Here is a 14,040-nt window from a genome sequence, read left to right as displayed (position 1 = left end):
TTTTTTATTTTTTAATCCTTTTCGTCGTGCTTTCATTCTCTTTCTTATTGTCACAATGTCTGCTGTTCCCGTAACAGTCTATACTTAAAACTTTAAAAATTTGAAGCCATTTCCCCTGTAAACACTAAAAACGATAAAGTGGTTAGAAATTTATTTTCCAACCACTTTATCACATTCATTAAAGACAGAACTATCATTTTAACATTCTTAATTACAAGTATTTAAGCATAACTAACCCCAAATAGCACATTTTCCAGCAGAGATTCCTAATTGTGCAACGATTCCTGCAACGTTGCTCTTCATGCCAAATTTAGCAAGTTTCATTGCTATATATGAAGCAGCTTTGCCCCACATTTGACCTTGAATATAACTGATAATGTCCCCTCTCATTAAATCAACAAGTTCCATACCTGGAATCATACCAATCAACTCATCACGCATACATGAAACAAAATCTCTATCTTGTAAAGATGCTTGCAAATTTTGAACCAAATTAGGCTCTGTATAAACACGTTCAATGCCCATTGCAATATACGGTGCTAAAGTGCCGTAGCGTTCTGTCAATAATTCTTTATTAACATAAAAAACGTCATTCTCATAACTCGTCGCTTCTGTAAATAAGAATTTCAAATCCTTCTCTACTTCGGCAACATCAATATACTCTACAGTTGTATTTGGAACCTTTGTTTCGTTAGCTTATGCAATCCCTATAAAACTCGGTACCATAATAAGCAAAGTCGTAGCAATAACAATACATTTTGTAATTATCTTTTTCATGTCATTCACTCTTTCTGAAAGAAATCGTGTTGTGCTAAATAGTCATAATGTTGTTTGTTAAATTGATACTGTCCTAAATGTTGACTGAGATTACCTACATCTACTGAAAAGATGTACTGTTCACTTTGATAGTGCCATTTAATTCTAACTGTGTTCAAGACGGTGTCACAACTAAAATCTTCAACTTGACTCCAGGGCATCTCAACGACTTGATTAAAACGATTTTCAATTACATCACTGATGTCCATCAAGTAAATCCCCTTAGGTGTGAATGCCATAATCTTTGGATTCACACTCGACTGAACATAGTAGGCTCCTCCTATAATGAAAAAATCAATAAATGATTTCAGCCATGTTTTTTTCTTAAAAGCCATCAGAAAATTTCTTTGTCCCTCGATATGACAAGTTGTAAGAAATGATTCAATCTGTTTTTCTGTTGCAAATTCCATAATAGTACCCATGATGTTACCTCCATAACTATAAATCAAGAACGATACAACAGCTCTTATAACTTATTACAGTACTATTATAGCATAAATTGTAAGCGGATACAAACAAAAATTGACATAATATAGAATATTAATCGATGACACCTGTCATTCTAAGCGAAAATTAGAAATAAGTTATCTTTTATCACTTTTAACTCTTCTCAAAAGCAACAACAGCTATCCTTTCAAAGCTAGTTAAGTTTAAAAAAAGAAGCTGGAAAAATCACTTTTCCAACTCCTTGTACGGAATATTTTTTCTAGTTTTACTTATTTTTTCAAGCGCTCAACATCACGGGCAATGACCAATTCTTCATCTGTTGGAATAACCAAGACACGAATCTTCGCTGCATCTGTTGAGATGTCTCCTGTCACGCCAAAGACGTTCTTCTCTGGATCAACATCACATCCAAACCAAGAGATACCTGAAATAACATCTTCACGCACATCGGTTGCATTTTCTCCTACACCCGCTGTAAAGATAATAGCATCTGCACCGTTTAGGACTGCAAGGTACTGTCCAATATGTTTTTGGATACGGTCAATATAGATTTCATATGCTAATGTAGCATCATGGTCTCCTTCTTTTTTAGCAGCAATCACATCACGCATATCACTAGACTTGCCTGAAACTCCCATGAGTCCTGACTCACGATTGAGAATATGGCTAATAGCCTCCGGCGTATTAAAGTCCTCTGTATATTGCATTAGGTAAGGGATGATAGCTGGGTCAATATCCCCTGTACGAGTTCCCATCATCACACCACCAAGTGGAGTGAATCCCATTGAAGTATCTACAGATTGACCACCCTTAACAGCTGTAATAGAAGCACCATTACCGATGTGGCAAGTAATCAATTTCAAGTCTTCTAATGGACGTCCCAAGAGTTTTGCAGCTTCTCCTGCCACAAACTGGTGACTTGTCCCGTGGGCACCGTATTTGCGAACCTTGTTTTCTGTGTAATATTTTGTTGGTAGAGGGTAGCGATACGCTTTCTCTGGCATAGTTGTGTGGAATGAAGTATCAAAAACAACTACGCTCGTAATGTCTGGCAACAATTCCTTGAAGGCACGAACACCTGCTGCATTGGCTGGATTGTGGAGAGGAGCCAACAAACTCAACTCTTCAATTTTTTCTAAAACATCTCCCTCAACAACTGTTGATTCTTTGAAATATTCTCCACCTGCAACAACACGGTGTCCAACACCTGTAATTTCGTCATAAGCCTTGATAATATCGAAACGAATCAAGTCATCCAATAAAATTTTAACAGCTTGTGTGTGATTTTCGATATCCAAAATTTGTTGTTCAGAACGGCCGTCAAATTTTACAGTTGAAATTGAATCTTTCAAACCGATACGTTCAATCAAACCTTTGGCTAACACTTTTTCCTCTGGCATTAAGTATAATTGCCATTTCAAACTTGAACTTCCTGCATTGATTGCAATTGTTTTTGTCATAACAAGACTCCTCTTTTAAGCGTTTTCATCTATTATAACAAAATCTATTTTATATTTCAGTACCTTGAGTCCATTTTTGAAAATTTTCTTTAAATTTCATTAAAACACTTGCATCTTGTAGGCTAGCAAGTGGATAAATAAAAGGTTCTACTGCTATTTCACTTTTCTTCTGTAAGATAAAAATAGTCTTAGATTGTTTGGCACTAGCAAAGAGATTTTCAGGCAGACTAATCATAGCAACCAGACTTGCCTCCTCTTTCAACCACCCTTTCAACAAATCACTTTGAGGACTGGTCAGCAAATCACTCGGAGCTAGAAAAATAGCATATCCGTCTGACTTGAGATACTTAAGCCCTTGTTCCATGAGCAAGTGATGGGCGTAAGTATGTTCTTGACTAGAAGCAACTTGATGTCGCAACGCAACGGCATCATCAGGATAATAACCGACAGGCAAGTCGCTGATGACCACATCGCTTTCTTTTAGCATTTGTGGACGAACGGCATCTCCTTGGACAAAGCCAGCCTGTAAACCAATTACATCTGCCATACTAGCTGCCAAATCAATCAGCAAATCATCCACTTCCATTCCCAAGTAATCTACCTTTTTATCAAGCGAGGTCAAGAAAGTTGCGCCCAGAATCCCCATACCAGAACCCATTTCGAGGATAGTGATTTCCTCCTCTGTAAACAACTCTTCCACCATAAACACCAAAAGTAAGGCAATGGCATCTGGTGTAAACTGGTGATTGGCCTGCAAGGGTTCTGTTTGCCCAGCCTTCATCAAGAGAAACTGGTAGGTCTTGAGCCATTCTTCTTTGCGTAATGCTAAACGCTTAAGGGCTTGATTGTTGTCTTTGACCTGCCCTAGCTCAGTCTCACCATCCAGATAGATGCTGTTTTGCTCCACCAAGGCGTCATAAAAGTTGGTCGCCAAATCACTTTGGATGACTTGGACATTCTCTAGTAAATAGGTATAAGCTTGTTCAATTTTTTCAAAATCCATATTCCTATCTTATCAAATTTCCCTTCTTTTTTCCATCCTTATAGAAAAATCACTCCCTGACTAGGCGAGTGATTTTTGGGCTACTGTTAAAAAGAGTTCTGAGTAATTTCCTTGAAACAGGTCTTCAGCGCTATAGAGAATCTGACTATGCACAGATGAAAAACCATGCTCAATTAGCTTGTTTTTCAGTTCAGGCAATTCAAATCCATGATGGTTAGCTTCTGTCTTGGTAAAATCAGCAAGTAGGAGTTGTCCATCTTCCCTCAAATGTTGATGAAACAGTGAGAGAGCCGCATCCAAATCAGGCATATGGTGAAGAACCCGACAAACAACAATGAGATCAAACTCTTGTTCCAAGGGGGTTTTTAGTAAATCTTGCTCCAAAAAGTGGATATTCTTAATTTCTTGTCGCTCCGCTTTCAAACGAGCTTGCTCCAGCATTTTCTCTGAAATATCCACCAATATTACAGATTTGGCTTGTTTTGCCAGAGGCAAGGCTAATAGCCCCGTCCCTCCACCAAAATCCAAAATTTCTTTGTCTGATAGAAGATCAAGCTGTTTCTCGACTGCTTGACAAACCAAGTTTGCAAGGAAGATATTTTTAGGGGAATCAAAAGTTTCTGCTTTGTGGTTAAAATCATGTCTCATATTTTTAGTTTAGCACAAAGTAGCTTGATTGGCTAGGAATTCTCTTTCTTTTCAACCTTCTCTTCTGATTTTTTCTTCTCTGCTTGATTACTTGAATCAGTCACTACCTCTTCCTTTTTCTCTGTTTTCTCTTCTTTGATTTTGACGGAAGGAAACAGAAACTCATATTGACTCTTAGGCGTACGAACCCTTGTCACTAAGCTTGTTTTCTTGTTTTGATAGCTTACCTGACCTAGATTAAAGACCTGTTCCCCACTTTCTTGCTCAGCTTTATCCTTGGTTCGTTTGGCCATAGCAAAAGCAACCAATTTTTCTTTATTCAAAGCATAGTCTTGATGGTGGGCGACTTGTCGGTTCAAGTAAAATTGTAACAAAAGACTAAAGATGGCTGCCATGGTGACTGCATAGAGGAGAACACCTGCCTTAACTTTTTTCTTTTTCCACACGATAGATAAACTCCCTTTCTAAACCTTTTTGGAACTGGAAACGAAAGCGAACCAGTTGATTATCCTCTGTAATCTGTGCAGATTTGAGTCCATAAACCATAGGTTGATAACCTCGTCCACTGGCATCGGTTTTCCGAAAATCATCCGATTTAGACTTACCTATAGAAATATCCTTGCCATCCTGCTTCATATAGAGGCGATTGCCCTCCACTTTTTCAAACTGTGAACGATCTAATTCTGCCTCCAACTGGTCCACAAATAAGAGCCACTCTTTTTGCTCACTTTGCTGCTGATAGCGAATTTCTGAAACGAGGAGCTGACTCATGGCTTGAAAGAGGAGTAAGCTTCCACTGATGACAATAAGGGTAATCAGGGATTCCAACAAGGTGAAAGCCTTGACCTTATGGCTCTTTGATAGCCAACAACTGTTCTGAACCATGGTAGACCTCCAATCCTTTTTCACTAGAAAACACCTGAATCTCAACTCCATTGATGTTTACCTGATTTTGACCTGTCTGCAAGGCCATCTTAGCTACACGCAAGACTTCTTCCTTTTGCAAGATTTTTGCTTCTTCTTGCCTATTTTTCTGAATTTGTCCCAAAAGGAGGGTCGCAATGCTGGCAAAGATAGCTAAAGCAACTACTGCTTCCAGTAAAATCACTGCCCTAATTTTTTGTTTCCTTAATGCGTTTAATTTTTCCATTTCCTAGATATAACTGATAGCGAATCGCTCCTTTACTAGTCTGAAATTCAACCTTAGCCAGGGACGAATTGCCCCCAGCTCGATCAAATGTAATACTTTGGCCTGATGGTGCCTGAATCCCTTTGGGGACTGTCAACTTTTGACTGCCATTGCTAATGGTCTTTCCGTCTATGCTCAAACTTGTCTTTTGTTGACTGCCTACACTGCGTTTTTGGGTTTCCCTATAGAGTTCTTCAAACTCCATAAAGAAAATCTGCTCCTCTACCGCTGCAAAAGTGGACTGAACAGAGTCGGATAAGCCCAAGGCAAGGATACTCACCAGTCCCAAAACCAAGAGGCTTTCCAGCATGGTAAAGGCCTTAATCATTGACTTTACGATTTGCTCCTCCATTTTTATCATGGTATTCTTTATAGGCTTTAGCCTGTTCTTCCGTGATGCGTCCATCTGCTTGTAACTTTCTTAGGCTAGCATCTTCATTTTTATCTAAGCTATAAAGCTCTGCCTGGCTTTCCACCACCTTAACAACAGCAGCTTTTCCTTTGTCGTTGACTGCTTCTTTTTGCTTGGTCAGATTAGGTACAAAGAGCAAGAGAAGCACGCTGATAATGAGTAAGACCACCAACATCTCCACAAGTGTAAAAGCTTTAACCTTAGCTTTTTTCAAGAATGTCATCATTTTTTTCATGTTAAAAATTTACCTCCATATTTTGATACATGGGCATCAGCATTGCCGCATAAAGTAAAACGATAATCAGTGCCACAAAGATAAAAACCAGTGGCTGCACCAAATTCATGGTGCGGTTGACTCGGGTAAAAAAGGCTTCCCAAGTTTTTTCAGCATAGATTTCCAACTCACTACCCAGCTTGGACTTGACTTCCCCATACTCGATGATGAGACTCAACTCTTTCTTAAAGAAAGGATAGGTTCCTATCGTCTGAGAAAATTCTTGACCATTTTGCAGGGCTTGAGACAAATCTTGACCGATTTCTTTAAAGAGCTGGGAACCTTGTTCCTGCATCATTTGAAAAATCTGCGTCAGCTCCATCCCTTGAGAAATCATATTGCCCCATTCACGCGCATAATAGGCTGTCAAATAGGTCTGCACAAAGATTCCAAGAAAAGGAATGCGTGCTAGGATAGAAAAAACGCGCATCTTTGAACTTCTTTTATAAAAAGTTAGTGCTAAAAGGACACCTACTGAAACAAACCCTACCATGCCGAGAAAGATTTGTGGCAGATTGCCGATAATTTGGGTTGCAATATTGCTACTATCCAGTTGTGGTAGCAGGTAGTTCCGTAGCCCCAGCATGATTAAGAGAAGAAAACCCAGTAAAATCAAGGGATAAGTCGCTACTTCAATTAACTTTTTCTTGACCTTGGCCAGATTGTCCAGATATTCTTCTATCTTTCCCAAACTCAGGTGGAGATTCCCATGGACTTCTGCTAGGGATAACTGGGTGACAATGGCACTTGAAAAGCCCAAACTGTCCATTATTTCTGAAAATGATTTGCCCTGAGACAAACCTGTGCGCATCTGGGTCACACACTGCTTGTCCAACAAAGCACTCCTATCTAAAAAAGAGATGGTCTCCACCAGATGAAAACCGCTGGAAAAGAGATTGTTAAACAAGGTGATGATATTTTTTTGCTTAGCTGTAGCTAATTTTTTCCGTTTCAGCCTGAAGACTTGTGATATGTCCATCTTTAAGAAGCTGGTCAATCTGTTCATTCCAGCTAGTTGGCTGGTGTTCTTGATAGTCTTTGTTTGCAAAGTCAACGATTCCTCCTCCCCCGATTAATCTCTGATAGCAGACTCCCTGCAGAACGACTGCCAATTCCTCCTCACTCACACCCAACTCCAACAGGCGCTCATAAACACCTCGAATACTCTTGGCATGAATGGTTGAAAAGACTGTCGCCCCTGTCAAACTAGCTCTGACTACTGCACGCGCCGTCTCACTGTCCCGAATTTCTCCGATAATCAGGAGATCTGGCCGATGACGTAAGGAAAGTTTAATCAGATTTTCATAGGTAAGCCCAATCGCCTCATTCAACTGCAACTGGAGCATGTCCTCCTGCTTGATTTCGACAGGATCTTCGATGGACATAACTTGCTGTCCTTTAAAGAGAGACTTGGCTAATTCGTGCATCAGGGTTGTCTTGCCACTTCCGACTGGACCTGCAAAAAGGTAGAGGCCCCTTTGCCTGTACTGCTTACCCAGTTCTTCAATATCCTGAAACCAAAAATGCAAATCCTGCTCCTCATCATGCAACAAGCGAATAACTAAACTCTCATGCCCTCGATAGTCGCCTACAGTAGATAAACGTAAGGACGCCATCTTCTGGTCATAGGCATAATCACAGGAACCAAGTTGACTACGTCGCTTTTCTCCAACATTCATACCCGCCACAAACTTGAAGTGACTGATAACGGCCGCAAACTTTTCAAAATCATAACAACCGATTTTACAGCGCTCGTCTCCTACCCTCATATGAAGCTCATAGGCGTCTAACTTGGGGACAAAATAAATGTCTTGCGCCCCTTTTTTCCGAGCTGAACGAATGATTTCTTGTGCAATTTCTTGAACCATACTTACCTCCTCACCTATACTATTCGCAAAGAGTTGGAAAAATAAAAAAAGCAACTCCAAAAAAGTTACTTTTTCTCTATTTTAATTTCATACGGCAAGAACGGTGCCTTTCTTGACCTGTTTGTTTTTCATAACCTGGGCGTAGTTTTTCATCTGGGATAACCTGCTCATCCTGCAAAAGAGCCAAAGAATGGTATTGTTGTAAATACTCGTCACATTCATCACACCAGCGTTGGTCTTCTGGATCCCAAAAAATGGTCATCAAATCACTTCTGCTTTTATAAAGAGGAGATTCCTGTTCCAATCTAAACCAGCAAGTTTTGTAGTATTTGAGAGCATCATAATACTGGTCAAATTTCTTACTAGCTACAATATCTTCTTCCCAACCTTCTAAGAACCACCACGGTTCAAAATCTCCATACATTTCTATAACACGATACATATTCATTCAATTCCTTTGTATCGTATATTATAACTAATTCCATTAAACAAGAAAAGAAATATGCTCATTTCTTATTTTTCAGATAAAAAATTCAGCCATCTGATAAATGACTGAATTTCTATTTGCTTATATGATTAAAGTCTTTCTATTTCTTAAGCTTCAGAAATATCGTTTTCGATAATGACTTTGATTGCATGGTGCTCTGCTGCCTTACTGAAGACTTCATAGGCTTTTTCAATTTCACTTAGTTTGAAATAATGAGTTACCAATTTTTCTGGTTCAATCTTATGAGTTTCAAGAGCTTTCAACAACTGAGGTGTTGTATTTGTAGATACTAAACCTGTAGTGATATTGATATTGCGAATCCAAAGTCTATCCAACTCAAACTCAACTGGTTTACCGTGTACACCACAGTTAGCTACTGTTCCGTCTACACCGATAATCTTTTGACAGAAATCAAAGGTTGCAGGAATACCAACAGCTTCGATCGCAACATCTACACCACGGCCATCTGTCAAATCATAAATTTCTTTAATGGCTTTTTCAGGGTTTGAAGAATTAACCTTATGAGTTGCACCGAATGATAAAGCAGTTTCCAAGCGGTTATCATCTAGATCCACCATAATCAATTTAGCTGGTGAGAAGAATTGAGCTGTCAAAAGGGCTGCCAATCCAACTGGTCCTGAACCAATAATCGCAACGCTACAACCTGGTTCTACTTTCCCTTTTAAAACACCAATTTCATAGCCAGTTGGTAAAATATCTGACAACATAACAAGAGCTTCATCTGATAAAGATTCTGGTGTATGATATAGAGTATTGTCCGCATGAGGAACACGTAGGTACTCAGCCTGCGTACCATCAATCAAGTGACCAAAAATCCAGCCCCCTTCGTCTTCACAGTGGGCATAGATTCCTTTTTTACAGTAGTAACATTTACCACAGGCACAGACACAAGAAATCAAGACCTTGTCGCCTTTTTTGAAGTTAGAAACTCCTTCTCCAACTTCTTCAACAATCCCAATCCCTTCGTGACCAAGAATGGTACCACTTTGGCAAGCAGGAACATCCCCTTTGATAATATGGAGGTCTGTTCCACAAATAGTGGTTTTTACGATACGCACAATAGCGTCTGTTGGCTTGCGAATAACTGGTTTGTCAACGTCAACAAAAGAAGCAAGTCCTGGTTTAACATAAGTATAGGCTTTCATAAAGCATTCCTCCGTTTTTTTATTTGTACTATTTATAATATAATTGTAAGCCTTTTCATTTTCTCCTTCAAGCTTTTTTGTGATTTTTTTAACTTTTTTATTTACTGGTAAAGAAATATAGATAAAAAAGCAGAAGCTAGTCTCTAACTCCTGCTTTCTATCTTATGCTTGATAACGTTTCACACCATCTAGATAGGTTGCTACCAATTCCAAATCTTTATCTAGTACGATAAAGTCCGCGTCATAACCTTCACGAATTTGTCCACAGACATCGTCAATATTAACAGATTTTGCTGGGTTAAGGCTAGCCATCATGACCGCTTCGTGTGGATTTGCAATACCCCACTCGACTACATTTCTCATACCATCTTTAAGTTTGAGGATAGAACCTGCCAAATTACCAGTAGATTTGAGACGTGCAGTTCCATTTGCTACTACAACAGGGAATTCTCCCAACATATAGTCACCGTCTTCAAGCCCACCAGCTGTCATACAGTCCGTAATAAGAGCGATGTTTTCTGTCCCCTTTTGCTTAAGTAAAATCTCACAAGCTTTTGGATCTACATGATAACCATCACAAATCAATTCTGCGTAAGTATGTGGGAGCTCATACATAGCTCCTACCATACCGAGTTCGCGGTGTGTTAAACCACGCATCCCATTATAGGCATGTACCCATACACTAGCTCCAGCATCAACTGCCTTCTTAGCTTGTTCAAATGTCGCATCTGAGTGTCCAAGTGCAACTGTCACACCTTCACCTGTAATCGTACGTACAAAATCTTCCACCCCATCACGTTCTGGTGCAATAGCGATTTTATTTAGCATCCCTTTTGCAGCATCCTGCCAAGAATGAAACTCCTCAACACCCGGGTCTCTCATATAAGTTGGATTTTGTGCCCCCTTAAAAGTTTCTGTGAAATATGGACCTTCATAATAAATCCCACGAATCTTAGCACCTGTTGCTTCTTTATAATGGTTTCCAAGATTTTCAGTGACTGCAAGCAATTGCTCATAAGTGGCTGTTAAAGTTGTGGGCAAGAAACTGGTAACACCGGTACTAAGAAGTCCTTCACTCATAGTATGCAATGTACCTTCAATGTTGTTGTCCATCACATCTACACCTGCATATCCATGAATATGAGTATCCACAAGACCTGGTGCAATGCTATAACCAGTATAGTCAAGAACCTCTGCTCCTTCAGGAATTTGATCCACATGTTTCCCAAATTTGCCATCAACAAGTTCTAAGTACCCACCGCGACGAATGCCAAATGGATAGAAAAACTGATCCGCTTTAACGTAATTAGGCATAATAATGACCTCCTTAAAAGATTACTTTTGATATTTATTATGTCAATTACATTATAAACTTTTCTGATTCATTTGTAAATGGTATAGACCTATTTTCTAGAGATATTTTAAAAGAGCTGGATTTCTCCAACTCTTTTCTTCTCATTATACATTATTTTGATTTGACTGGCTTGTCTTGAGCTGCTTGCAAGGCTGTAGCAATAGTATCTGCATACAATTTTGCTCCGGCTTCAATTTTACTATTATCACTTCCGAAATGGACTTGGTCTGTTCCAGTCCAAATTTCTGGATGTTCCTTAGCAACTTGATTCCAATCTGCTATCGTGATGTAAGGAGTCTTCTCTGCCAATTCTCTCATGTAGGCAGCAGCCTTCTCAACGATGGCATAGGTCTCTTTTGTCTTATCTCCCTCATAAGGAGTCACCAAAACCATATGGTGTCCCTTAGGAAGATTTTTCACGATACTATCCCAATCTTCCTTGTAATTTTCAGGATTATTTACCCCAGTTGCAATAACCACCATCTTTGGTAGAAATTTATTCTGGCTATTATTTAGCATGATTTCATTGGCAGTCTTGGTTGTTCTGCTGACTTGTGCGTTAATCTGTGCTCCAGGAAGGGCTGTCTGCAGGGCTGTATTTGCCCTTAAAGCCACCGAGTCACCAATTAACATAGTGCCATCAGCAATTCCTAAACTATCAGCTTCTGCTCGTTCTGCCATCACCTTGGTCTGGCCAATATTTGTTGTAGCTTGCTTCAAACCATTGACAGTCAAATCTGTCTCAAACGCTCCCACTTGTGGTGCCAAGAAAGTCACCAAGAAGACAATGAAGGCCAAAATTCCTGTACTTGTTGCAAGAATTGCGTGAATATAAGGCAAGGGACGAAGAGTTTGTAAAACAGGTGTGTTCTTGCCTGCAATCCAAGGTTCCAATACATAAAATGAAAGACTGGCAAATCCATAAGAAAAAATCAAAGTTAATAATACAGCAAGAAGATTTGATGTCAACTGTGAGAATATGATATAGAAAGGCCAATGGAAGAGATAAACCGCATAGCTAGTATCTGCTAAAAAACTGATAATCTTTGGTTCCTGCATATTAGGAGTCTTTTCATGTAAGACACGCGCCGCCAGAATCATAGCAAGAGCTGCAAGACTGGCAAGCAAGAAGCCTATAAGATAGGCAAAGAGATAGGTAAATTTGACAAAGAAGGTCAAAATGAGTAAGAAGCCAAAACCTCCTCCAAAAACTAAAAGGGTCTTTCGTAAATCCCAGATTTTATCCAACTGCTTAACTAAAGAAGTTGTCTGACGAACACCTACAATCGTTGCTAGGACACTTCCCAAAAAGAATGGATAGACATGAGTTAAACTGGAGAAGTAAACAGAGGAATAAGAGGTCACTAGAAAACTACCAATAAACATGGAGAAGAAGCTAATCAAGAAGGCAGCAACAGACAAGAGAAAGACCATTCCCCTCAACTGACCATTTGATTTAGCCTGTTTGGATAAGAACCAAACTGCCAATCCCCAAAGAATATAGTAGTGAACCTCAACAGCCAAGCTCCAATTATGAACAAACAAATGAGAAATGAACTGAGATTCATAACTCCCACCTGTTAGGAGTTCATAGAAGTTGGTCATAAAGCCTAAGACACCCGCAATCTGACCGCCAATTCCAGCCACATAATCTTGCCGAACTAGGAAGGTAAAGGGCATGGTTACCAAGACCATCAAAACCACAGGTGGCACAATCCGATAAAAGCGTCTTCTAAAAAATCCAATCAAATCAATCTCATGGTTTTTAGAAAATTCTTCGATGAGTAGAGCCGTAATCAGAAATCCTGAAAATGTGAAAAAGACATCTACCCCGAAAAATCCTCCAGGAAAGATGGTCTGAAAGAAATGATACAAGAGTACCAGTAGTAAACCTGTAATTCTAATCAAGGAAAACCATTTAATGCGCATACGAGTTTATTCTCCCTTTCATTGTACACTTTATTCTATCAAAAAAAGAAGAAAAATCCCAAGAGAAAACTTAGGATTTTTAGCTTATATCAATTCCATTTTAGAAATTACGTCCTGACTTATTATAGCCATATTTTTCAACAAAATACTCACGGAATTCCAAAAGATTGTCATCCATAATGGCTTGTCGCACTTGCTTCATCAGGTTAAGCAAGAAGTAAAGATTGTGGTAGCTAGTCAAGCGGATCCCGAAGGTTTCATCAGCCTTGAGTAGGTGACGAAGATAAGCACGTGTATAGTTCTTACATGTGTAGCAATCACATTCAGGATCCAGTGGCGTAAAGTCCTCTGCAAACTGAGCATTTTTAACAACTAATCTTCCTTGACTAGTCATACAAGTTCCATTACGAGCGATACGAGTAGGTAAAACACAGTCAAACATATCCACCCCACGAATAACCCCATCAATTAAGCTATCTGGTGCCCCCACTCCCATCAGGTAGCGAGGTTTATTTTCAGGAAGGAGTTGAGTGGTGAAGTCTAAAACTGCGTTCATCTCTTCATGAGTCTCACCCACTGCCAAGCCACCGATCGAGTAGCCTGGGAAATCCATACTGACAAGGTCATTCGCTGATTGGCGACGCAAGTCTTCAAATCCTGCTCCCTGCACAATCCCAAATAATCCTTGGTCATGTGGACGACGATGAGCCTTCAAACCACGCTCAGCCCAACGGCTGGTACGCTCGATTGATTTCTTAACGTAGTCGTAAGGTTGATAAAACTGGGGACATTCGTCAAAGGACATCATGATGTCTGAGCCCAGATTGTTCTGAATAGAGATAGCTTTTTCTGGTGATAGAAACATCTTTGAACCATTGAGGTGGTTTTTAAAAGTTACCCCTTCTTCTGTGATATTGCGGCTATCTGCTAGAGAATAAACCTGGAAACCACCACTATCTGTCAAGATAGGCTGGTCCCAATTCATGA

At 39.6% G+C, this 14,040-nt stretch carries 17 protein-coding genes; all 17 read right to left on the bottom strand.

What is annotated here, in order from left to right; all coding sequences use genetic code 11:
- Positions 1-231: 231 nt before the first annotated feature.
- Positions 232-630, bottom strand: a complete 399-nt coding sequence (locus RWM06_RS06075) for a hypothetical protein (protein ID WP_102211278.1) — start codon at positions 628-630, stop codon at positions 232-234.
- A 152-nt stretch (positions 631-782) separates the two neighbouring features.
- Positions 783-1,238, bottom strand: coding sequence for a hypothetical protein (locus RWM06_RS06070; protein ID WP_313970474.1), 456 nt, complete (start codon positions 1,236-1,238; stop codon positions 783-785).
- Positions 1,239-1,532: 294 nt separating this feature from the next.
- A complete protein-coding gene (locus RWM06_RS06065) occupies positions 1,533-2,723 on the bottom strand; it encodes an acetate kinase (protein WP_313970473.1) in 1,191 nt (396 codons plus the stop codon).
- A 49-nt stretch (positions 2,724-2,772) separates the two neighbouring features.
- Positions 2,773-3,726 carry a class I SAM-dependent methyltransferase gene (locus RWM06_RS06060; protein ID WP_313970472.1) on the bottom strand — a complete coding sequence of 318 codons (954 nt, stop codon included), beginning with the start codon at positions 3,724-3,726 and terminating at the stop codon, positions 2,773-2,775.
- A 60-nt stretch (positions 3,727-3,786) separates the two neighbouring features.
- The gene (locus RWM06_RS06055) at positions 3,787-4,374 is read right to left on the bottom strand and encodes a class I SAM-dependent methyltransferase (protein ID WP_313970471.1); all 588 of its coding nucleotides are present in this window, start codon (positions 4,372-4,374) and stop codon (positions 3,787-3,789) included.
- A gap of 32 nt (positions 4,375-4,406) precedes the next feature.
- A complete protein-coding gene (comGG, locus tag RWM06_RS06050; RefSeq protein ID WP_313970470.1) occupies positions 4,407-4,820 on the bottom strand; it encodes a competence type IV pilus minor pilin ComGG in 414 nt (137 codons plus the stop codon).
- A complete protein-coding gene (gene comGF, locus RWM06_RS06045; protein WP_313970469.1) occupies positions 4,798-5,259 on the bottom strand; it encodes a competence type IV pilus minor pilin ComGF in 462 nt (153 codons plus the stop codon). The genes comGG and comGF overlap by 23 nt, the downstream gene beginning before the upstream one ends.
- A complete protein-coding gene (gene comGE, locus RWM06_RS06040; RefSeq protein WP_000413380.1) occupies positions 5,222-5,524 on the bottom strand; it encodes a competence type IV pilus minor pilin ComGE in 303 nt (100 codons plus the stop codon). The genes comGF and comGE overlap by 38 nt, the downstream gene beginning before the upstream one ends.
- Positions 5,487-5,891 carry a competence type IV pilus minor pilin ComGD gene (gene comGD, locus RWM06_RS06035; RefSeq protein ID WP_313970468.1) on the bottom strand — a complete coding sequence of 135 codons (405 nt, stop codon included), beginning with the start codon at positions 5,889-5,891 and terminating at the stop codon, positions 5,487-5,489. The genes comGE and comGD overlap by 38 nt, the downstream gene beginning before the upstream one ends.
- Positions 5,884-6,210, bottom strand: coding sequence for a comG operon protein ComGC (comGC, locus tag RWM06_RS06030; protein WP_313970467.1), 327 nt, complete (start codon positions 6,208-6,210; stop codon positions 5,884-5,886). Before comGC ends, comGD begins: the two co-directional genes overlap by 8 nt.
- Before the next feature lies 1 nt (position 6,211).
- Positions 6,212-7,228: a competence type IV pilus assembly protein ComGB gene (gene comGB, locus RWM06_RS06025; RefSeq protein WP_313970490.1), complete on the bottom strand. Its 1,017-nt coding sequence runs from the start codon at positions 7,226-7,228 to the stop codon at positions 6,212-6,214.
- Positions 7,176-8,117 (bottom strand): competence type IV pilus ATPase ComGA, encoded by a 942-nt coding sequence (gene comGA, locus RWM06_RS06020; RefSeq protein ID WP_313970466.1) that lies wholly within the window; start codon positions 8,115-8,117, stop codon positions 7,176-7,178. Before comGA ends, comGB begins: the two co-directional genes overlap by 53 nt.
- A gap of 76 nt (positions 8,118-8,193) precedes the next feature.
- Positions 8,194-8,559, bottom strand: a complete 366-nt coding sequence (locus RWM06_RS06015; protein WP_000286409.1) for a DUF1033 family protein — start codon at positions 8,557-8,559, stop codon at positions 8,194-8,196.
- A gap of 152 nt (positions 8,560-8,711) precedes the next feature.
- The gene (locus RWM06_RS06010) at positions 8,712-9,770 is read right to left on the bottom strand and encodes a zinc-dependent alcohol dehydrogenase family protein (protein ID WP_313970465.1); all 1,059 of its coding nucleotides are present in this window, start codon (positions 9,768-9,770) and stop codon (positions 8,712-8,714) included.
- 162 nt (positions 9,771-9,932) lie between these two features.
- Positions 9,933-11,084 (bottom strand): N-acetylglucosamine-6-phosphate deacetylase, encoded by a 1,152-nt coding sequence (gene nagA, locus RWM06_RS06005; RefSeq protein WP_001134550.1) that lies wholly within the window; start codon positions 11,082-11,084, stop codon positions 9,933-9,935.
- Between the two features lie 151 nt (positions 11,085-11,235).
- Positions 11,236-13,053, bottom strand: a complete 1,818-nt coding sequence (locus RWM06_RS06000) for an acyltransferase family protein (RefSeq protein ID WP_313970464.1) — start codon at positions 13,051-13,053, stop codon at positions 11,236-11,238.
- A 100-nt stretch (positions 13,054-13,153) separates the two neighbouring features.
- Positions 13,154-14,040 (bottom strand): tRNA guanosine(34) transglycosylase Tgt (gene tgt, locus RWM06_RS05995; protein WP_313970463.1); only part of this gene is annotated, 887 nt, incomplete at its 5' end.

It is taken from the genome of uncultured Streptococcus sp., from assembly GCF_963516575.1.
Taxonomy (GTDB): Bacteria; Bacillota; Bacilli; order Lactobacillales; family Streptococcaceae; genus Streptococcus.
Note: the sequence above shows the minus strand (reverse complement) of the source record. Positions and strands in the feature narration are given on the sequence as shown.

What these genes read in the sequence shown, in the direction of transcription:
- comGD (WP_313970468.1), bottom strand. Translation starts at nt 5,891, where the DNA reads ATGATTAAGGCCTTTACCATGCTGGAAAGCCTCTTGGTTTTGGGACTG.
- RWM06_RS06060 (WP_313970472.1), bottom strand. Translation starts at nt 3,726, where the DNA reads ATGGATTTTGAAAAAATTGAACAAGCTTATACCTATTTACTAGAGAAT.
- RWM06_RS06065 (WP_313970473.1), bottom strand. Translation starts at nt 2,723, where the DNA reads ATGACAAAAACAATTGCAATCAATGCAGGAAGTTCAAGTTTGAAATGG.
- RWM06_RS06000 (WP_313970464.1), bottom strand. Translation starts at nt 13,053, where the DNA reads ATGCGCATTAAATGGTTTTCCTTGATTAGAATTACAGGTTTACTACTG.
- nagA (WP_001134550.1), bottom strand. Translation starts at nt 11,084, where the DNA reads ATGCCTAATTACGTTAAAGCGGATCAGTTTTTCTATCCATTTGGCATT.
- RWM06_RS06070 (WP_313970474.1), bottom strand. Translation starts at nt 1,238, where the DNA reads ATGGGTACTATTATGGAATTTGCAACAGAAAAACAGATTGAATCATTT.
- comGA (WP_313970466.1), bottom strand. Translation starts at nt 8,117, where the DNA reads ATGGTTCAAGAAATTGCACAAGAAATCATTCGTTCAGCTCGGAAAAAA.
- RWM06_RS06015 (WP_000286409.1), bottom strand. Translation starts at nt 8,559, where the DNA reads ATGTATCGTGTTATAGAAATGTATGGAGATTTTGAACCGTGGTGGTTC.
- RWM06_RS06010 (WP_313970465.1), bottom strand. Translation starts at nt 9,770, where the DNA reads ATGAAAGCCTATACTTATGTTAAACCAGGACTTGCTTCTTTTGTTGAC.
- comGC (WP_313970467.1), bottom strand. Translation starts at nt 6,210, where the DNA reads ATGAAAAAAATGATGACATTCTTGAAAAAAGCTAAGGTTAAAGCTTTT.
- comGF (WP_313970469.1), bottom strand. Translation starts at nt 5,259, where the DNA reads ATGGTTCAGAACAGTTGTTGGCTATCAAAGAGCCATAAGGTCAAGGCT.
- RWM06_RS06055 (WP_313970471.1), bottom strand. Translation starts at nt 4,374, where the DNA reads ATGAGACATGATTTTAACCACAAAGCAGAAACTTTTGATTCCCCTAAA.
- comGE (WP_000413380.1), bottom strand. Translation starts at nt 5,524, where the DNA reads ATGGAAAAATTAAACGCATTAAGGAAACAAAAAATTAGGGCAGTGATT.
- comGB (WP_313970490.1), bottom strand. Translation starts at nt 7,228, where the DNA reads ATGGACATATCACAAGTCTTCAGGCTGAAACGGAAAAAATTAGCTACA.